The organism is Streptomyces caniscabiei (genome assembly GCF_014930365.1).
Taxonomy (GTDB): Bacteria; Actinomycetota; Actinomycetes; order Streptomycetales; family Streptomycetaceae; genus Streptomyces; species Streptomyces caniscabiei.
Genome location: NZ_JABXWI010000017.1, coordinates 179,530 through 199,098, shown reverse-complemented (window position 1 = coordinate 199,098; position 19,569 = coordinate 179,530). Strand labels below are relative to the sequence as shown.

14 protein-coding genes and 2 pseudogenes are annotated in these 19,569 nt (G+C 71.9%); 11 read left to right on the top strand and 5 right to left on the bottom strand.

What is annotated here, in order from left to right:
• Positions 1 to 267 precede the first annotated feature (267 nt).
• Positions 268 to 1,452, top strand: a complete 1,185-nt coding sequence (locus HW837_RS37950; RefSeq protein WP_093788213.1) for a MarP family serine protease — start codon at positions 268 to 270, stop codon at positions 1,450 to 1,452.
• Positions 1,453 to 1,477: 25 nt separating this feature from the next.
• Here the strand turns inward: HW837_RS37950 and HW837_RS37945 are convergent, their stop codons facing one another.
• Positions 1,478 to 1,966 (bottom strand): GNAT family N-acetyltransferase, encoded by a 489-nt coding sequence (locus tag HW837_RS37945; protein WP_177261667.1) that lies wholly within the window; start codon positions 1,964 to 1,966, stop codon positions 1,478 to 1,480.
• A 124-nt stretch (positions 1,967 to 2,090) separates the two neighbouring features.
• Between HW837_RS37945 and HW837_RS37940 the strand changes: the two genes are divergently transcribed.
• Positions 2,091 to 3,011: a TIGR01777 family oxidoreductase gene (locus tag HW837_RS37940; RefSeq protein WP_045555405.1), complete on the top strand. Its 921-nt coding sequence runs from the start codon at positions 2,091 to 2,093 to the stop codon at positions 3,009 to 3,011.
• 384 nt (positions 3,012 to 3,395) lie between these two features.
• Complete coding sequence (locus HW837_RS37935) at positions 3,396 to 4,793, top strand: NAD(P)/FAD-dependent oxidoreductase (RefSeq protein WP_045555406.1); 1,398 nt, start codon at positions 3,396 to 3,398, stop codon at positions 4,791 to 4,793.
• A gap of 143 nt (positions 4,794 to 4,936) precedes the next feature.
• On the opposite strand, the gene HW837_RS37930 is transcribed toward HW837_RS37935, so the two are convergent.
• Positions 4,937 to 6,376 carry an NsdA family TPR-like regulatory protein gene (locus HW837_RS37930; protein ID WP_045555407.1) on the bottom strand — a complete coding sequence of 480 codons (1,440 nt, stop codon included), beginning with the start codon at positions 6,374 to 6,376 and terminating at the stop codon, positions 4,937 to 4,939.
• A 399-nt stretch (positions 6,377 to 6,775) separates the two neighbouring features.
• Between HW837_RS37930 and lipB the strand changes: the two genes are divergently transcribed.
• The 4 genes from lipB to HW837_RS37910 all read left to right on the top strand — a co-directional run bounded on the left by lipB (position 6,776) and on the right by HW837_RS37910 (position 10,171).
• Positions 6,776 to 7,567: a lipoyl(octanoyl) transferase LipB gene (lipB, locus tag HW837_RS37925; protein WP_078853250.1), complete on the top strand. Its 792-nt coding sequence runs from the start codon at positions 6,776 to 6,778 to the stop codon at positions 7,565 to 7,567.
• 270 nt (positions 7,568 to 7,837) lie between these two features.
• Positions 7,838 to 8,803, top strand: a complete 966-nt coding sequence (gene lipA, locus HW837_RS37920; RefSeq protein WP_045555409.1) for a lipoyl synthase — start codon at positions 7,838 to 7,840, stop codon at positions 8,801 to 8,803.
• 336 nt (positions 8,804 to 9,139) lie between these two features.
• Positions 9,140 to 9,343, top strand: coding sequence for an SCO2195 family GlnR-regulated protein (locus tag HW837_RS37915; protein WP_060884962.1), 204 nt, complete (start codon positions 9,140 to 9,142; stop codon positions 9,341 to 9,343).
• A 126-nt stretch (positions 9,344 to 9,469) separates the two neighbouring features.
• Complete coding sequence (locus tag HW837_RS37910; protein WP_033527459.1) at positions 9,470 to 10,171, top strand: DUF4191 domain-containing protein; 702 nt, start codon at positions 9,470 to 9,472, stop codon at positions 10,169 to 10,171.
• Between the two features lie 88 nt (positions 10,172 to 10,259).
• Here HW837_RS37910 and HW837_RS37905 read toward each other — a convergent pair whose 3' ends face one another.
• The gene (locus HW837_RS37905) at positions 10,260 to 10,727 is read right to left on the bottom strand and encodes an RDD family protein (protein ID WP_045555411.1); all 468 of its coding nucleotides are present in this window, start codon (positions 10,725 to 10,727) and stop codon (positions 10,260 to 10,262) included.
• Positions 10,728 to 10,925: 198 nt separating this feature from the next.
• Between HW837_RS37905 and glnA the strand changes: the two genes are divergently transcribed.
• Complete coding sequence (glnA, locus tag HW837_RS37900) at positions 10,926 to 12,335, top strand: type I glutamate--ammonia ligase (RefSeq protein WP_045555412.1); 1,410 nt, start codon at positions 10,926 to 10,928, stop codon at positions 12,333 to 12,335.
• A gap of 147 nt (positions 12,336 to 12,482) precedes the next feature.
• On the opposite strand, the pseudogene HW837_RS37895 reads toward glnA, so the two are convergent.
• A pseudogene (locus HW837_RS37895) lies at positions 12,483 to 12,777 on the bottom strand (tyrosine-type recombinase/integrase); the annotation flags it as partial.
• Positions 12,778 to 13,027: 250 nt separating this feature from the next.
• On the bottom strand, positions 13,028 to 13,864 hold the full coding sequence (locus tag HW837_RS37890; RefSeq protein ID WP_045555413.1) for an NPP1 family protein: 837 nt from the start codon (positions 13,862 to 13,864) through the stop codon (positions 13,028 to 13,030).
• Positions 13,865 to 14,212: 348 nt separating this feature from the next.
• On the opposite strand from HW837_RS37890, the gene HW837_RS37885 reads away from it, so the two are divergent.
• The 3 genes and pseudogenes from HW837_RS37885 to htpX all read left to right on the top strand — a co-directional run.
• Positions 14,213 to 18,004, top strand: a complete 3,792-nt coding sequence (locus tag HW837_RS37885; protein WP_193381703.1) for an nSTAND1 domain-containing NTPase — start codon at positions 14,213 to 14,215, stop codon at positions 18,002 to 18,004.
• Between the two features lie 214 nt (positions 18,005 to 18,218).
• A complete protein-coding gene (locus tag HW837_RS37880; RefSeq protein WP_045555415.1) occupies positions 18,219 to 18,476 on the top strand; it encodes an SCO2583/SCO2584 N-terminal domain-containing protein in 258 nt (85 codons plus the stop codon).
• Positions 18,477 to 18,596: 120 nt separating this feature from the next.
• Positions 18,597 to 19,502 (top strand): annotated as a pseudogene (gene htpX / locus HW837_RS37875) (zinc metalloprotease HtpX); the annotation flags it as partial.
• Positions 19,503 to 19,569: the final 67 nt, after the last annotated feature.

Genomic DNA, 19,569 nt, shown 5'->3' with positions numbered 1-19,569 from the left:
GCCGCCGCATTCGCGCCCCCCGCGACATCCGGAACACACGCATGGCCCCACAGTCACCCGGACGCACGCCGGCCGCGATGTGGAGTGGGCCACCCGGTGGAAGCGGAAGGAACCAACGCCGTGGTCCGGGGCGTTTTTACTCTTCGGGGGCGCACACGGCACGGTGGTGGCCGGTTCGCGCGGGCCCACCCGGGTGCGGTGCGCTCACAGCTGATCACTGCACGCGTGCCGCGCGTACTACAGGGTCCCTAGAGAGAGGCGGTCGGAGTGGACGTGCTCGACATCCTGCTGATGCTGGTGATCCTGGCCTACGCGGCGTCCGGTTACCGTCGCGGCCTGGTCGCGGGATGTGTGTCCCTCGCCGGTTTCGTGGGCGGCGCGGCGATCGGTGTCTGGGTGCTGCCCTGGATGATGGAGCTGGTGGAGGCGGGCACCCCGGCGGCGACGGTCACGGCGGTGCTGACGGTCCTGGTGCCGGGGGTGATCGGGCACGAGCTGGCCGGCCGGCTGGCGCTGCGGCTGCGCCGGGAGATCGACCGGAGTCCGCTGCGGGTGGCCGACGGCGTCGGCGGGGCCGCGGCCAACACCGTCGCCGTGCTGATCGTGGCATGGGTGGCCGCGAGCGTCCTCGCAGCCTCCTCGTCGGCGATGGTGACCAACTCGATCCGTAACTCCGCGCTGCTCGGCGCCGTGCAGAACACCATGCCGGAGACCACCCCGGCCTGGTTCTCCGACGCCACCTCGGCGCTCACCGAGGCCGGCTTCCCGCAGGTCTTCAACCCCTTCGAGAACGAGGCGACGGCCGAGGTGGCCAAGCCCTCCGGCGACAGCGTCACCGCGGCCGCGACCGCCGCCGCCAAGCGCAGCACGGTGAAGATCGAGGGCGTGGCGGGCACCCAGGGCCGCGAGGGCAGCGGCTTCGTGTACGCCACCGAGCACGTGATGACCAACGCCCACGTGGTGGCCGGCATCGACGAGCCGAGCGTGCGGGTGGGCGGTGTGGGCAAGGCGTACGAGGCGAAGGTGGTGCTGTTCGATTCGGACAAGGACGTGGCGGTCCTGTACGTCCCGGGTCTGCGGGCCCCGCTGCTGCGCTTCGACGACAGCGCGGGGCGCGGTGACGCGGCGGTGGTGGCCGGTTATCCGGAGGACGGCGGCCTGGACCTCCAGGCGGCCACGGTCGCCAGCCGTATCGACGCGACCGGCCGGAACATCTACAACACCGACTCGGTGACCCGCGACATCTACTCCATCCGCTCCACCGTCCGCCCCGGCAACTCCGGCGGCCCGCTCCTGACCACCGACGGCCGGGTCTTCGGCGTCGTCTTCGCCCGTTCCACCTCGGACGCGGAGACGGGTTACGTGCTCACCGTGGACGAGGTTCTCCCCGACGCGGAGCGCGCCGCGAACGCGACGGCGGCGGTGGACACGGGCGAACTCGTGACCTCGTGATCCGGTCACGTCCGATCGGGGCTGTTCAGAGCCGACGGCCCATCAGCACGTCGTCCACGTAGGCCCCGTCGATGAGGAACTCCTCCGGCAGGACGCCCTCCACGACGAAACCCTCGGACTCGTAGAGCTTCCTGGCCGGGGTGTTGTGGCCGAGGACCCGCAGGGTGAGCCTGCGGGCGCCGCGTCGCCGGGACTCGTCCTGCGCGGCGCGCAGCAGCGCGCGGGCGACCCCCGAGCCGCGTGCCTCGTCCGCGACGGCGAGACCCTGGATCTGGCGGACGTGGGCGTGACAGGCGAGCTTCGAGGGCAGGGCGAGGCGGACGTATCCGACGACGCTGCCGTCGAGCTCGGCCACCAGATGGTCGTGGGGGCCGTAGCGCTCGTCGAAGAACGGCTCGTGCGGCTGTGTGGGCCGCTCCTGGACCGAGTGCAGGGTGGACCAGGTCTCGCGGTCGAGGCGGCCGAGCGTGTCCTCGTCGTCCGAGGTCGCGAGGCGTATGTGCGGAACGGGCATGGCGGCCACTGTACGGCCGTGGCACGGCGCCCGGGCGGTCGGTGCACGCCGGTGCACGCTGGTTCGCGCCGGTGCGGGTGCCCCGGTCCCCTGCCCGCGCCGTCCGCCGGGCAGGATGGTGGGCATGACCGATGAATCGCCCGTTCCGCCCGGTTCTCGAATCGCGATCGCCGGTGCGTCCGGCCTGATCGGTTCGGCTCTGGACCGTTCCCTCACCGCCGACGGCTACGAGGTGCTCCGGCTCGTGCGACGGGAGCCCAGGGCGCGGGGCGAGGTGCGCTGGGACCCGGACGCGGGACGGATCGACAGGGCGGGGCTCGCGGGGTGCGCGGCCGTCGTGAACCTCGCCGGCGCGGGGGTCGCGTCCCGCCGCTGGACGGACGCGTACAAGGCGGCGATCCGCGAGAGCCGGGTGCGCGGCACCCGGACGCTCGCCGAGGCCGCGGCCGCCCTCGACACCCCGCCGAGCGTGTTCGTCAACGGCAGCGCGATCGGGTTCTACGGCTACACGGGTGACCGGGTGGTGGACGAGTCGGCGGAGCCGGGGGCGGAGTTCCTGTCCGCGCTGTGCGTGGAGTGGGAGGGGGCGGCCGGGGTCGCGCGGGAGGCCGGGATCCGTACGGCGTTCGCCCGCACGGGGCTGGTGGTGGCCCGGGGCGGGGGTGCCTGGGGTCCGCTGTTCCCGCTGTTCAAGGCCGGGTTGGGCGGGCGGATGGGGGACGGCCGCCAGTACTGGAGCTTCATCTCCCTGCACGACGAGGTCGCGGCGCTGCGGCACCTGCTCTTCACGCCGTCCCTTTCCGGGCCGTTCAACCTGACGGCGCCGACCCCGCGCACCAACCGGGAGATCACGGCGGCGATGGGACGCGTGCTGCGCAGGCCCACCCTGTTCACGGTGCCGGCGCCCGCGCTGCGGCTCGCCCTCGGGGGCGTCGCCGGTGATGTGCTGGGCAGCACGCGGGCGGTTCCTACGCGGTTGCTGGAGTCGGGCTTCAGGTTCAGGTATCCGGAGATCGACGACGCGATTCGAGCTGCGCTCGGCTGAGCGGGTGGGTTCGTTGTGGGTGGGGGCGTTGTCGGGTGCGGGTGCGTGGGGGCCGGTCGCGCAGTTCCCCGCGCCCCTGAAAAGCAGGGGCTGCGCCCCGTGCTTTTCAGGCCCGCAGCCCCGTCGCCTTTCAGGCCCGCAGGGGCCTGATGCTTTTAGGGGCGCGGGGAACTGCGCGAGAAGCCCCACCGGGCCCGCGGTCGCCGACGAACCGGTACCCCCCGGACGCCCGGCGCACGAACACCCCGCCCATGCCCCCGTGCGAGGTCACACGCTCCTTCCCCGGACCCGGCTCCCACCTTCACTCTCGTGCCGAACTCAGGTATTTCAGATGGGTGTTGGGGGCATAACGTCCCCGCAGCCGCGCGACCTCGGGAGGGGCACGTGCTTGAGTCGGTGCACCAGTCGGCGTACCAGGCGGACACGCGGGACGTGGACGTCATCGTCGTAGGAGCCGGCGTGGCCGGCCTCGCTGCGGCCGGACATCTGACCAGGGCGGGTCTGCGGACCCTCGTCCTGGAGGCCGCCCCCGCCGTCGGCGGCCGTATGTCCACCGAGAAGATCGACGGCTTCCGTCTCGACCGGACGACGCATCTGCTGTCCACGTCGTACCCGGAACTGCGGCGTACCCCGCACATGGAGATGCTGCCCCTGCGCCCGTTCGCCCCCGGCGTCCTGCTGCACTCCGACGGGCGTCATCAGCGGGCCGGCGCCACCCCCGTCCTGCGGAGCGCGAGGGGCGCACTCACCGCCGCGCGCGCCCTCGCAAGCGCCCCCAGGCTCCCCAGGAACCAGGGCCGCGGACAGGCCCGTTCCACGGGCACCCGGCCCGGCCGGCTGGGCGCCCCCGCCGATCAGTCGCGGCTGGCCATGGCGCTGGCCCGGCTCGCCGCGACCGCGCCCGAACGGCTCCTCGCCCGCGCGGAGGTCCCTGCCTCCCAAGCCCTGGCGACCCGGGGCTTCCCGCCCCGGACGATCGACGGTTTCGTCCGTCCGCTGCTGACCGCGCTGCTCGCCGACCCGGCGCTGACGACGTCCAGCCGCTGCGCCGATCTGGCCCTGCACACGTACGCGACCGGCCGGCTCTGCGTCCCGGAGGGCGGCGCCGACACCCTGCCCGAACTCCTCGCGGCCGCGCTGCCCCCGGGCTCGGTCCGCACGGGGGTGCGGGCGACGGCCATCAGCACGACCTCGGTGACCACGGCCGACCACGGTGAACTCGCCTGCCGGGCCGTGGTGCTGGCCACGGACGCCCGGTCCGCAGCCACGCTGCTCCCCGGTCTGCGCGTGCCGGGGTTCCACCCGGTGACGGTCCTGCACCACGCCACGGACGAGCCCCCGTTGACCGAACCGGCGCTGCTCCTCGACGCCGACCGCGGCGGACCCGTCTCGCACACGGCGGTGATCAGCCAGGTCGACCCGAGCCGGGCTCCGGCGGGCCGCGCCCTGATCACCTCCACGGTCCTCGGGACTCCCCCGGACGCCGCGCACCTCGACGCCACGGTCCGCGCCCAACTGGCCCGTCTCTACCGGACGTCCACCACCCGCTGGGAGCTGCTCGCCGCGTACCACGTCCCCGAGGCGGTCCCCGCGATGCCCGCGCCGCACGATCTGCGGCGTCCGGTGCGGCTCCTCGCCGGTCTCTACGTCTGCGGCGACCACCGCGACACCAGCACCGTGCAGGGCGCGCTCCACTCCGCCCGCCGGGCCGCCCACGCCGTCCTGACCGACCTGGACGCCCACCCCACGTTCCTGGAGGAGCCGCTGGAAACGGCCGCGTGAGACCGCGCGGGGCCACCGGGGCCCGTGGGAGCCCGTGGAGACCCGCCCGCGGCCCCTGGAGCCACGTGGGGCGGTGTGGACGGCTTGAACGACACAGGGGCGCCCGGAGTTTCCGCCGGGCGCCCCTGTCGTGTGCCGCGCGCCTACATCAGCGCCGCCACCTTGTCCCGGTAGCCGCGGACCGGGGCGGCGTCCCGGTACGGCTCCAGGCGGCGTTCGAAGTCGCGGACGTACTCCACGGCCCTGACCGACCGCATCTCCGCGGCCTGGCCCGCGGCCTCCGCGCCGAGCTGGCAGGCCTGGTCGAGTTCGCCGAGCCCGAGACGGGCGGAGGCGAGGACGACCCGGCAGAAGAGACGGCTGCGAGCGTAGGCGGGCGCCCTCAACTGCAGCGAGCGTTCCGCGTGTTGGGCGGCCGCCCGGTACTGCTGGAGGTCGCGGTGGCTGTGGCCGAACTCGTCGGCGAGCTGCGCCTCGTCGAAGAACCGCGCCCAGTACGGCACTTCGTCGCCGGGGCGGGCCGTCTCCAGGGCTCGTTCGGCACGGACCAGCGCGGCGGTGGAGGCCCGCACCTCGCCCAGCACCGCGTGCCCGCGCGCCTCGACGGAGTGCAGCAGCGACTGCACCACCGGCGGCACGGCCGACCCGACACCCTGCTGGGCGACGCGCGCGAGCTGCACGGCCTCCCGGCCGTGCCCCAGGTAGACCGCCTGCCGGCTCATCGTGACGAGCACGTACGCCCCGTACGCCCGGTCCCCCGCCGCCTGCGCCAGCCTGAGCGCCTGCACGAAGTACCGCTGGGCGAGCCCGTGCGCGCCGATGTCGTACGAGGTCCAGCCGGCCAGCCGGGTCAGGTCGGCGGCGGCCGCGAACAGCCGTCGGCCGATCTGCTCGCCGTAGGCGCCGCGCAGCATCGGCTCGGCCTCGTGCTCCAGGTAACGCACGAGGGCCTGGCGGGCGTGGCCGCCGCCGTACGCGTCGTCGAGTGCGCGGAACAGCTCGCCCACCGAGCGGAGGGCGGCGATGTCCCCGCCGGTGACCTTCTGGCCGGGGCCGCGCTCGGTCTGGCTGCGCTGCCGGGGGACGACCGGGCGGCCCTGCGGGGGCACCCGGGTGGCTGCCGGGTCACCGCGCCCCACCCGGTCGTCGGCCCGGCCGATCAGCCAGTCGCGGCTGGGGACGACCAGCCCGGCCGGGGTGAACGCGATCTTTCGGAGCTCGGCATGGCTGCCGGAGTCCTTGCGCCACAGGCCGCCGACGATGTCGATGGCCTCCTCGGGGGTCGCGGCGAACTCCAGGCCCGCGTAGACGGGGGCGCAGGCGTCCAGGCCGAGGTCCTGGGCGGTGAGCCGGCGGCCGAGGCGGCGGGTGAACACCTCGGCGATGAGCGCGGGTGTCGTCCCCCGGGGCTGCTGACCACGCAGCCAGCGGGTGACCGACGTCTTGTCGTATCTGAGGTCGAGGCCGTGTTCGAGACCGAGCTGGTCCACACGGCGCGCTAGTCCCGCGTTCGAGAACCCCGCTTCTGCGATGAGGGCGGCGAGCTGGCGGTTGGGGGTGCGCTGCGCGGGTCGTTCCGTCATCTGCGGTGCGGTCTCCTGCCTTCCGGGTGTCGGCGGGGTTTCCCGGATTGCCTGGTGAGAAGCCTTTTGCGGCCTGGTGAACGGCGCGAATGTAGCGGAGAGTAAGCGTCCGATCGCACACTTCCGCAACCATTCATCCGATCGTGTGAGGATTTGCCGCACGGCTGACGTGGTCGGCCTCCGTCACGCGCCGGCTGGGCCCCTCGTACGCCCGGCGGCCACGCCGTACGACGAGCGTCGGCCCGCACCCCCGCGCCCCGTACGACGGCCGGCGGAGACCGCTCGAACAGGTCGCGGTCGCACGGTCGTACAGTGGCTTGGGCGCGTCACGCGCCTGACAGAGCCACAGGGCTATCGCGGTGCCGCCGCTCGGCGGTACCGCCGAGGGAGGCGCTTGCCGTGAGTGGGTTGCGGTTCGTCCGCATGGGGTTCGGTACGGAGGCCGTCGAGTACCAGGCGGCCTGGGACGAGCAGCGCCGGGTGCACGCGGCGCGCTTCGCGGACGAGGTCCCCGACACCGTGCTGCTGCTCGAACACCCGCCGGTCTACACGGCCGGACGGCGCACGGCCGACAACGAGCGCCCCCTCGACGGCACCCCCGTGATCGACGTCGACCGCGGCGGCAAGATCACCTGGCACGGTCCGGGCCAGCTGGTGGGCTACCCGATCCAGAAGCTGCCCAGGCCGGTGGACGTGGTGGCCCATGTGCGCCGTCTCGAGGAGGCGTTGATCCGTACGTGCGCGGAGTTCGGCGTCGAGACGACCCGGGTCGAGGGCCGCAGCGGGGTGTGGGTGCTCGGCGATCCGGTCGAGCAGCGTCTCGGCGGGCTGTCGCTGCACCTCGACCCCCGGCTGACCGACGACGAGTTCGACCCCCGGATGAACGGGCCGGAGTACGCGCCCTCCAACGCCGGGCAGCGGCGGGAGGACCGGAAGATCGCGGCGATCGGGATCCGGGTCGCGAAGGGGGTCACCATGCACGGCTTCGCGCTGAACGTGAACCCGGACAACAAGTGGTTCGACCGGATCATCCCGTGCGGGATCCGGGACGCGGGGGTGGCGTCGCTCGCGGGCGAGCTGGGCCGCGACGTGACGATCGCCGAGGTGCTTCCCGTGGCCGAGCGCCATCTCCGGGACGTCCTGGAGAACGCGGACCTGCAGCCGCGGGTGGTGGAGCGGGCGTCGGCGTAGCCGGGGCCGGGGTGCGCTGTCGGGTGCGGGTGCGTGGGGGCCTGTCGCGCAGTTCCCCGCGCCCCTGAAAAAGCGGGGGCTGCGCCCCATGCTTTTTCGGCCCGAAAGGGCCGCAGGCCCCTTTCAGGGGCGCGGGGAACTGCGCGAGAAGCCCCCCGGACCCGCGGATGGGAATGCGACCCCGAAGCCGAAGGTTGCCCACCCCGGGGACCGAGAACCGTACGGGCGTACCCTGGTGGACGCCGAAGAATCGAAGCACAGGGAGCCGATGTGTCCGCAGTCGCACCCGACGGACGCAAGATGCTGCGCCTGGAGGTCCGGAACAGCCAGACCCCCATCGAGCGCAAGCCCGAGTGGATCAAGACCCGGGCGAAAATGGGCCCCGAGTACACGAAGATGCAGGGCCTCGTGAAGAGCGAGGGGCTCCACACCGTCTGCCAGGAAGCCGGATGCCCCAACATCTACGAGTGCTGGGAGGACCGTGAGGCCACGTTCCTCATCGGCGGCGACCAGTGCACCCGGCGCTGCGACTTCTGCCAGATCGACACCGGCAAGCCCGAGGCGCTGGACCGCGACGAGCCCCGCCGCGTCGGCGAGTCCGTCGTCACCATGGACCTGAACTACGCCACCATCACCGGCGTCGCCCGCGACGACCTGGAGGACGGCGGCGCCTGGCTGTACGCCGAGACCGTGCGCCAGATCCACCAGCAGACCGCGCAGCGCGCGGACGGCCAGACCAAGGTCGAGCTGCTGGCGCCCGACTTCAACGCCGTCCCGGAGCTGCTGGAGGAGGTCTTCGCCTCCCGCCCCGAGGTCTTCGCGCACAACGTGGAGACGGTCCCGAGGATCTTCAAGCGCATCCGCCCCGGCTTCCGCTACGAGCGTTCCCTGAAGGTCATCACCGAGGCCCGTGACTACGGTCTGGTCACGAAGTCCAACCTGATCCTCGGCATGGGCGAGACCCGCGAGGAGGTCAGCGAGGCGCTCAAGCAGCTGCACGACGCGGGCTGCGAGCTGGTGACCATCACCCAGTACCTGCGCCCGAGCGTCCGGCACCACCCCGTGGAGCGCTGGGTCAAGCCGCATGAGTTCGTCGAGCTGAAGGAGGAGGCCGACCAGATCGGCTTCTCCGGTGTGATGTCCGGCCCGCTGGTCCGCTCCTCGTACCGTGCCGGCCGGCTGTACCAGATGGCCGTCGAGAAGCGCGGCGCGTACGTCGCGTCGCAGGCCGTCTGACCCCGTTCACCGCCCCTTCCAGGCCCGCCCCGGGCCCGTTCCTGGCCCCCTCCAGGCCCGTTCCTGGCGCTAGGCTGAATGGCACGCAGTGCCACCCGATTCGTGTGAATCTGAGCACAAGGGGCTACTCGTCGGTAATGGCCGATTGACCGCGGTCCTGACCGTCCTCGCAGATGAGGGCAGTGTCAGGGCCGCGCCGAGGTTTAAGGGCCGCACAGCAAGGCTTCACTGGCGTTTGACCGGTCGGTCACGCCCTGGTAACACCAATGAGTGACCCTGGTTTCACGCCCGGTACAGGGTCCTAGCCAGAGCAGCCATCCCGAGGGGGGACCTCCCATGCAGGCCGCACCCGTTCGTGCCACAGCGATCCCGTCGTTCACCGATGCACTCCGTGCCGTCGAGTCGCTGCTCATGAGCAGTGGTCAGCGCACCGCCCGTCGCAATGCCTGGACCTCCGTCCTGGAGGACCGCCGCCGCGCCAAGGACCGCGTCGAGACCGAGCGCGTCCTCGAGGCGGTCGTCGGCTCGCGTACCTCCTGACGACAGCCGCCGCACCACGCCGGCACCGCCGCCGCCCGGCGCCGCTTCCCCAGCGCAGCCGCCGGTCCCCGGTCCCCACCGGCACCGCCGTCGTCCTCGCTTCCCCGGACACGTAGACTTCGTGCCATGGCGAGGAAGGAACCCGCAGCGGACGCTGCGAACCCCGGGCGACTCAAGCAGATCGCTCTGACGTACAAGATGACCCGCAGGGCCGACAAGAAGATCGGTCTTGTACTCGCGGCTGTCGGAATCATCACCTTCGGTGTCTTCCTCGCGATCGGTTTCTTGATCGGTCACCCCATCTATCTCGGCATCCTGGGCCTCCTGCTCGCGTTCCTGGCGACGGCGATCGTGTTCGGACGGCGGGCCGAGCGGGCCGCGTTCGGGCAGATGGAAGGCCAGCCGGGTGCCGCGGCAGCGGTCCTGGACAACGTGGGCCGTGGCTGGACCACGACGCCCGCGGTGGCGATGAACCGCAGCCAGGACGTGGTGCACCGGGCCGTCGGCAAGGCCGGCATCGTCCTGGTCGCCGAGGGCAACCCGAACCGGGTGAAGAGCCTGCTGGCCGCCGAGAAGCGGAAGATGGCCCGCATCGTGGCGGACGTCCCGGTGCACGACCTGGTCGTGGGCACCGGCGAGGGCCAGACCGAGCTGAAGAAGCTCCGCACGACCATGCTCAAGCTGCCGCGCGTCCTCTCCGGCCCCCAGGTGACCGCCACCAACGACCGGCTGCGCGCCATGGGCGACCTGATGAGCAACATGCCGCTCCCCAAGGGCCCGATGCCCAAGGGCATGCGCATGCCGAAGGGCGGCCCGAAGGCCCGCTGACGACATGAGTACGACGATGGGGGGCGCCCGGATCATTCCGGGCGCCCCCCATCGTCGTACGCGTGATCGTCGTACGCGCGTGAGGGCCTCAGATCCTGACCTCGACCGTGCGGGCCAGCCGGTCGTGCAGGCCCCGGCCGTCGCGGTCCCAGACCAGGGCCGGGACGGCGAGGCAGAGGAGGGCGGTGCGGACCAGGGCGCGCCAGGGGTTCACCGTCCCGGTGTCCTGGGCGACGACGCGCAGGCCGAAGAGGCGCTTACCGGGTGTGAAGCCGACCGTGCCCAGCGTCAGGGCGTGGAGCAGGAAGAAGATGAGCAGGGCCCAGTTGCTGGTGGCCTGGTCGTAGCCGTCGGTGATCAGGCCGTATGCGATCAAGAGGCACAGACCCCAGTCGACGGCCAGGGCGCCGAGGCGGCGGCCGGGGCGGGCGATGGAGCCGGGGCCCTCCTCCGGCAGACCGAGCTGCTCCCCCCTGTATCCGAAGTCGACTCCGGCCGCCTCCGCGGCGTCGCGGGGGCCGGAGAGCCACGATCCGATTGCTTGCCTCTTGTCCACCCGACCACGGTACTGCGACCGTTCTGCCATACGGACAGGTGGGGTGCGGGGCGGGATGTCCGGTTAACTTGTGCGAAACAAATGGGTCACGTACGAGAAATCACCCGTCCCTAGTGTCGTGACCAGCGTGTGCCACCGCACTGGCCGCACGAACGAACTACCACCCCGGCAGGTGACGTCGGGAGTAGGAGGAGCTGGATGTTCCAGAACGCCGACGAGGCCAAGAAGTTCATCGCGGACGAGGACGTCAAGTTCGTCGACGTCCGCTTCTGCGACCTGCCGGGCGTGATGCAGCACTTCACGATCCCGGCCGAGGCCTTCGACCCGGCCGAGGAGCTCGCGTTCGACGGCTCCTCGATCCGCGGCTTCCAGGCCATCCACGAGTCCGACATGGCGCTCCGCGCCGACCTGTCGACCGCGCGCGTCGACCCGTTCCGCCGCGACAAGACGGTCAACATCAACTTCTTCATCCACGACCCGATCACGGGCGAGCAGTACTCCCGTGACCCGCGGAACGTGGCGAAGAAGGCGGAGGCGTACCTGGCGTCGACCGGTATCGCCGACACCGCGTACTTCGGTCCCGAGGCCGAGTTCTACGTCTTCGACAGCGTGCGCTTCAAGACCTCGGAGAACGAGTCCTTCTACCACATCGACTCCGAGGCGGGCGCCTGGAACACCGGTGCGCTGGAGGACAACCGCGGTTACAAGGTCCGCTACAAGGGCGGCTACTTCCCGACCCCGCCGGTCGACCACTTCGCCGACCTGCGCGCGGAGATCTCGCTGGAGCTGGCCAAGTCCGGCCTCCAGGTCGAGCGCCAGCACCACGAGGTGGGCACCGCCGGCCAGGCCGAGATCAACTACAAGTTCAACACGCTGCTCGCCGCGGCCGACGACCTCCAGCTCTTCAAGTACATCGTGAAGAACGTGGCCTGGCGCAACGGCAAGACCGCGACCTTCATGCCGAAGCCGATCTTCGGTGACAACGGCTCGGGCATGCACGTCCACCAGTCCCTGTGGACGGGCGGCTCCCCGCTCTTCTACGACGAGGCCGGTTACGCGGGCCTGTCGGACACCGCCCGCTACTACATCGGCGGCATCCTCAAGCACGCCCCGTCGCTGCTGGCCTTCACCAACCCGACGGTGAACTCGTACCACCGTCTGGTCCCGGGCTTCGAGGCCCCGGTGAACCTGGTCTACTCGCAGCGCAACCGCTCCGCGGCCATGCGTATCCCGATCACGGGTTCGAACCCGAAGGCCAAGCGTGTCGAGTTCCGCGCGCCCGACTCCTCCGGCAACCCGTACCTCGCCTTCTCGGCCCTGCTGCTCGCGGGCCTCGACGGCATCAAGAACAAGATCGAGCCGGCCGAGCCGATCGACAAGGACCTCTACGAGCTGGCCCCCGAGGAGCACGCGGGCGTCCCGCAGGTCCCGACCTCGCTCCCGGCCGTCCTCGACTCGCTGGAGCGCGACCACGAGTTCCTCCTCCAGGGCGACGTCTTCACGCCGGACCTGATCGAGACGTGGATCGACTACAAGCGCACCAACGAGATCGCCCCGCTCCAGCTGCGCCCGCACCCGCACGAGTTCGAGCTCTACTTCGACGTGTGATATCGCCCCAGGTCAGAGCGGGTTTCCGCTCCCCTGGGCCGTGTGTGGGCCGTCGGCCGTGTTCTTCCTCGCCGGAAGGGCACGGCCGACGGCCTTTTTCGGGCCGCGCCGCGAACGACTGTCGAGAGCTACGGCCCCGCCGGCCGCTCAGGTCAGCGCCTCGGCTCCGCCGGAACCGTTGTCCGCATCCGGTGCACCGAACGCGGCATCGATGGCTCTACGGGCGCGGTCCTGGCTGTTCGGCATCCGGTGCGTGTACGTCCGGAGCGTGAATCCGGGGTCGGAGTGACCGAGGTACTCGGCCAACGCCTTGATGTTCTCTCCCGAGTCCAGCAGGACCGACGCGTAGTAGTGCCGCAAGGCGTGCATGCCGTGAGGTGCATAAGAACAGCAATTTCGCGGTGACCGGCGGGCCGTCCGGGGTCTTCCACGGCAGGAACACGCGCCGACTGACAGCGTTGCCAGCGAAGAAGTACGCGCCGCCGCCCTGCTCTCCGACGGGGCGGCCTGTCTCGTGACGGACTACGCCATGGCGACGTGGCCCGAAGTCTTCGCGACGCTTCGAGCCGGGGGACCGCGAGAGTTGGGGGTGGCGGAGAACTCAATGGGTTTACGTGAGGGAAGGGGCCTGCCCCGGCGGCGGGGGGAGTGCCGTCGGGGCAGGATCCTGTCTGCGTCCGTTCCTGTGTCCGTCAGCCGGCGGCCCACACGTCGAAGGGGATGCCGGCGGCGGGGCCGTTCTTGGCCGCGTTGAGCTCGTTGTTGTAGCGGCCGTCCTTCAGCGGGAAGTTGGCGTCGCCCCAGGTGGCGTTCTGCATCCGGCTCTGGAGGTTCACACCGTTGTTGCCGGCCGGGAACCTGTTCCAGGTGACCAGGGGCGGGAAGTCCCAGCCGCCGTCACCCCAGGCCTCCGCGGTCTCGCCCCAGCCGGCGAAGCGGAAGGCGTGGGTCCCCCAGTCAAGCACTTGGCCCTCCTTGTGGTAGACGACCTTGAGACGGACCCCGTCCCTCGGGACATCGCTCCAGTTCTTGGTCGTGTAGTTGCCGTGGGCGGAGACGGACGCGTACGAGGGCGTGCTCGCGCCCTGCCGGATCCAGATCACGGCGGCTTCCCAGTCGTGGCGGTGCGACGTGCTGGTGCATCCAGCGCAGGACATGTCCTTCTCGAAGTACTCGGTGTAGACGATCGCGCACCAGCCGTTGTTGCACTTGGCCCGCGAGTAGACGTTGGCCCTGCCCAGGTGGTTGTCGCGGCACTGGCCGGTGATGGGTCCGCTGTCGTCGAGGCCGCCGTTGAGGTTGCCCCACTGGTCGATGGCGGCGACCGGGAGACAGCTGTCCGTGTCGTAGTCGAAGACCGGCTGGAAGGTCTTCTGGAACGTGGTGGTGCTCTCGGGCAGGGGGGTCAGTACGCCGGCGTGGGCGCTGCTGGTCAGCCCGATGGTCAGCGCGGCGGCGCTGGCCGCGACGAGCGCGAAACGCCCGAGGCGGCCGAGGCGGGACTTCCTGCTCTTCAGTGCTTGGGACATCAGCGGTTCTCCACTTGCTCTGCGCGGGGGACGCCGGTGATCTGGCTCTGCGGGGCAGAGGCTGCTCAGCGGCGGGGGACGCCGGCTGATCCGGCTTGACGGGACAGAGACTGGCAAGCGGAGAGTTGATCGACACCTACTCTCACCAGGGCAATCAAATCCGGCCAACGGTTCCGGATTGTTCGGCGGCACGTACCGCCGCTGTCATCAACGCCACACTTCGCGGCCGCAGGGTTTCGGCTGGTCAGCGGGATACGTATGTTGATGCCTCCGACCCGGCTCACTTGACGTATCAGAAAATGCCGTAAGTGTCGGAAATCTCGTAATAGTTCGGAAATGGGTAGGTGTATGGGGCGCCCGGAAAGAGCCATTGACCCGACGGCCGGCCCCGTCCAGCTGCTCGCCCACCGGCTGAGGGAGTTGCGCGGAGCCGCCGGCAACCCCTCGTACCGGGCGATGGCCGAGGACGCCGGATTCTCGGCGACGACCCTGTCCCAGGCGGCGGCCGGGGAGCGGCTGCCCTCGCTGGCGGTCGTCCTGGGGTATGCGAGGGCGTGCGGCGGGGATCCCGACGAGTGGGAGCCGTACTGGAAGGAGGCCGAGGCGGCGGCCGCGGCGGTTCCCGTGGACGACGAGAAGGACGCGCCGGCGCCGTACCGGGGCCTCGCCCGCTTCGAACCGGACGACCACGAGTTGTTCTTCGGCCGCGACCGGCTGGTGGCGGAGCTGTGCGAGCTGATGACCGCGCACCGCTTCGCCGCCGTGTTCGGAGCCTCCGGCAGTGGCAAGTCCTCGCTGCTGCGCGCCGGGGTCGTTCCCCGGGTGCGCGCGAGCATCGCGCGGCGGGAGGGCGCGGCGGTGCTGCGGGTGTTCACGCCGGGCGCCCGACCGGCCGAGACGTATGGACACCTGTTGACCCCCGCGGCGGACGAGCCGGAGAGCTGGGTGGTGGTGGACCAGTTCGAGGAGGTCTTCACCCTCTGCCGGGACGAGGCGGAGCGGGCCCGCTTCATCGACCTGCTGCTCACCGCCCGGGAACCCGGCTCCCGGCTGCGGGTGATCATCGCCGTACGCGCCGACTTCTACGCCCGCTGCGGCGAACACGCGGAACTGGCGAACGCGCTGAGCCGCGCCGGGCTGCTGGTCGGCCCGATGAACGCGGACGAACTGCGCGAGGCGGTGGTGCGGCCCGCGCAGGCGGTCGGTCTCCTGGTGGAACGGTCGCTGGCCGCGGCGGTCGTCGAGGAGGTCCAGGGCCGGCCCGGCGCGCTGCCGATGCTCTCGCACGCGCTGCTGGAGACCTGGCGGCGCCGCAAGGGCCGCATGCTGACGACGGCCGCGTACGAGGCGGCCGGCGGACTCAACGGCGCGATCGCGGCGAGCGCCGAGGAGGTGTACGGGCAGCTGTCCGCGTCGCAGGCCGCCGCCGCCCGGCAGCTGCTGCTGCGGCTGGTCGAGCCGGGCCGGGGCACCGTCGACACCGGGCGCCCCCTGTCCCGGGCCGAACTCCTGGAGTGGGCCCACCCCGATGTGCACGTGGTGGTGGAACGGCTGGCCTGCGCCCGGCTGCTGACCGTCGACGAGGAGGGCGTACGCCTCGCCCACGAGGCGCTGATCGGCTGCTGGCCCCGGCTGCACGGCTGGATCGAACAGGACAGGCAACGGCTGCGGCACCACCGCCGGCTCACCGAGGCGGCCCGCGCCTGGCTGGAGCACGCCCGCGACCCCGGCACCCTCTACCGCGGCACCCGCCTCGCCCGTACGGAGGAGGTCTTCCCCGACCACACCCGCGACCCCGCGCTCACCGAGGTCGAACGGGACTTCCTCACCGCCGCGTTCGACGCCCGTGAGGCCGAGCGCCGGGCCGCCGCGCGCTCCACGCGCCGCTCCCGCATCCTGGCCGGCGCGCTCTCCGCCGTCCTCGCGATGGCGCTCGTCGCGGGCCTCACGGCCTGGCGGCAGCACGACGACAACCGGCACCAGCAGACCCAGAACACCGCCCGCCGTATCGCCGCCGTCGCCGACGGCCTGCGCACCACCGACCCGCGCGCCGCCCTTCTCCTCAGCGGCGCCGCCTGGCGCATCGCCCGCCTCCCCGAGACCCGCCGTGCCCTGCTCGGCTCCCTCGCCCAGCCCGAGTCCGCCTCCTTCAGCGACCCCGCCTCCGGATTCCGCTCCCGGCGCTTCCTCGCCGACTCCGGCCGCACCCTCCTCAGCGTCGACGACCGCTCCTGGCAGACCTGGAACCTCGGCACCCGCCGCAGCACCGGCTCGGGCCGCCTCCCCGAGGGCGAGGTCCTGGCAGCCGGCCCCGACGCCCGCGTCCTGGCGATCGCGGGCGCGGACGGGCACGTACGGCTGTGGGACACGAGGGCGGGACGGTGGACGGGAGGTGGGCCGCTGACGCCCGGCCGGGAGGGGATCGCCTTCGGGGCGAGTGGGCGCAGCTTCGTCGTGGGCGAACCCGGTGCGGGCGACGCCGGGTCGGGCGCCGGCTCCGACTCCGGCGCGGACGTCGTACGCGTTCGGGCCGTCGCCGATGGTGCCGTGCTGTTCGAGACGCGGGGGGCGACCCCGGCGAACGTGGCGCCGAGCGGTGACGACCGGCTGGTGGCCGTCTGCCCGACAGGGGAGGCGCCGCAGGTCCTGGAGGCAGGCGCAGGGCGGTCGCGGCAGGGGGAGTGGGAGCGGGAACAGGGGGCCTGCGGTGCCGACTCGGCGGTGGTGTTCGGGAACGACGGACGGTTCGCCGTCGTCGCCGGGGAACGGGTCCTGGTGTGGGACGTCCGTACCGGTGTCCGCGTCGCCGAGATCAGCGACCCGGGTGTGCGATACGCGTCGTTCAGCAGGGGAGGGGCTTTCCTGGCGACGGCGGGCTCCGCCGACGAGATCCGGGTCTGGCGGCTGTCCGCCCCGGCCGCCCCCGTCCTACGGCATCCCCTCAACAACCAGCACCCGCACGGCGGCCTCGCCTGGGACCCCGGCGCACCCGCCCTGCGTTACCTGGAGGGCGGCACCGTCCACACCCTCGACGTGACGACGGCCGTCACCGCCGCGTGGCGCGACCGCCCCCTGGACGGCGTACTGCTCAGCCCCGACGGCCGCCGCTTCGCCACCGCCCGACGCGCGACCCACGGCTACGTCTTCGAACTGCGCGACACCGACAACGGCCGGCTCGTCCGCACACTCCCGCGCCCAGCCTCGCCGGTCGTCGCCCGCGGCGGACAGAACGGGACACCGCTCGCGCCCGCGGACACCGCCCCCCGGATGGCGTTCAGCCCCGAGAGCGGCTGGTTCGTCTACGGCGTCACGGCGCCGGGCGGACCGGCCGGGTCACAGCGGTTCACCGTCTGGGACCTGACCCGCGACCGTGCACTGAGCACGCTGGACGTGGGGCCGGCCCAGTCCGGGGCGCCGGTGACCGCGCTCGCGCTGACCCCCGACGGCCGCACTCTCTTCACCACCCGCACCCCGCCCGGCGGCGAACCCGCGAACGAGATGTGGGACACCACCACCGGCCGGCGGACGGAGTTGCTGACCGATTCCGGCCTGGTCAGCGCGCGCCTCGCACTCAGCCCGCGCACCGAACTGGCCGTCGGCGACAACCGGGTGGCCCGCGAGACCGTCGACAGCATCGTCGCGCTGGATCTGGTCCAGGGCGATCACATCAGTGCGCTCGCCTTCAGCCCTGACGGCAGCCGCTTGGCGGCGGGCGACCGGACCGGCCGCGTCGCCCTGTGGGACGGTGACCTGCGCCGCCGGGCCGGTGTCCTGCGCAACGTCTTCCCGGCCCCGCTCGGCGACACCCCCGAGGCGGTCAGCGCCCTCGCCTTCAGCCCCGACGGCCAGACCCTCGCCGTCGGCGGCGACGCCGGCACCATCCAGCTCTGGGACACCACCACCCAACAGCCCCTCGGCGGCCCGCTCCCCACCCCCGGCGAGCCCATCGACTCCCTCGCCTTCAGCCCCGACAACACCACCCTCTACGCCGGCGGCGGCCACGTCCCCCTCCACCGCCACCCCGTCGACCCCACCCGCGCCATCGCCCACGTCTGCGCCCGCGCCGGGAACGAGGACCTGACGAGGAGCGAGTGGGACACGTACGTACCGGACGCGCCGTACAGAAGGGTGTGCGACTGAGGGGCAGCGGTCGAGGACGATCTTCCGCGCTGGTTGGAGCGGAGGAGCAGACCCGCACCCGAGGTCGCGGCACCGGGGCATCACTTCTCCGACGTGTGATCGACGCGTAGTCCGGGCGTTTTCGCGGCGGCGCCCCCGTTCCCGTTTCTCGGGACGGGGGCGTCGTCGTATGGTTCTGGCACGACTGTTCGAGAGACGACGGGGAGACATGGGGATGCCCGAACAGGACGACGACGAGCGGGAGTTCGACATCAAGTGGGCGGACGGCGCCGAGCACAAGGAGCCCTCCGCGCGGGCCCGGATGCTCGCGGCCCGCTGGAAGGAGAACCCGCCCGCGCCGCAGCCCTTCCGCGCTGATCCGGGGCCGAGGACGCCGCGCCGGTCGTCCTGGGTGTCGACCGTGATCGTGTTCGGGTGTGTGGCGGGGTTGATCGCGCTGATCGGCTACGTCAACTATCGGTCCTCGTACTGAGCCTCCGCGGCCTTTGCCCTGCTGAGGGGTGATCCGGACCGCCGCGTGACCTCCGCATGGGGATCCCCGGGCGCACAATGGAAGCGGGACGAGCTGCTGCCTGAGTGCGGGGTGGTACGGATGTCTGAGCGGTTCCGGAGTGATCCCCGGCTGGCCGTGCGGATGACGGTCACGATGTTTCTGCTCGGGTTGCTCTATGTCGTGTTCGTGGCCGTGCTGATCGCGCTGCTGCGGTCCTGGGTGCTGGTCGTGGTGATCGCCGCCGGGCTGCTGGGGGCGCAGTACTGGTACTCCGACCGGGTCGCCCTCTACGCGATGCGCGGGCGGATCGTGGAGCCGGAGGAGTATCCGCTGCTGCACGGGGTCGTGGACCGGCTGTGCGCGGTCGCGGACGTGCCGAAGCCGCGGGTCGCCGTGGCCGACATGGAGATGCCGAACGCGTTCGCGACCGGGCGGAACGCCGATCACGCCGTGGTGTGTGTGACGACCGGGCTGCTGCGGCGGCTGGAGCCGGACGAACTGGAGGGCGTGCTCGCGCACGAGCTGTCGCATGTGGCGCACCGCGATGTCGCCGTCATGACGGTCGCCTCGTTCCTCGGAGTGATCGCCGGGCTCGTCGTGCGGGCCGCGTTCTATTCGCACATGTTCGGCGGAAGGCGGGACCAGAACACCGCCGTCGTGTTCAGCGTGATCATGGGCGTCTCCGCCGCGGTGTACGTCCTGAGCTTCCTGCTGATCCGGGTGCTGTCCCGGTACCGCGAGCTGGCCGCCGACCGGGCGGGCGCCCTCCTCACCGGGCGGCCCTCGACGCTGGCCTCCGCGCTCACCAAGGTCACCGGCGACATCGCGCGCATCCCCACCCGGGACCTGCGCACCTCGCAGGCCTTCAACGCCTTCTACTTCACCCCCGCGCTCGGCGACCACCCCCATCTGACCCGCTTCTTCGCCACCCACCCGCCTCTGGAGCAGCGGCTCGACCAACTGGCCCGCATCTCAGCGGAGTTGGATACCGCTGCCGCGCCGGGGTCCGGTGGTTCAGGGGGGTCCGGTGGTTCAGGGGGATCAGAGGATTCCGGCGGGTCCAGTGGGTCCC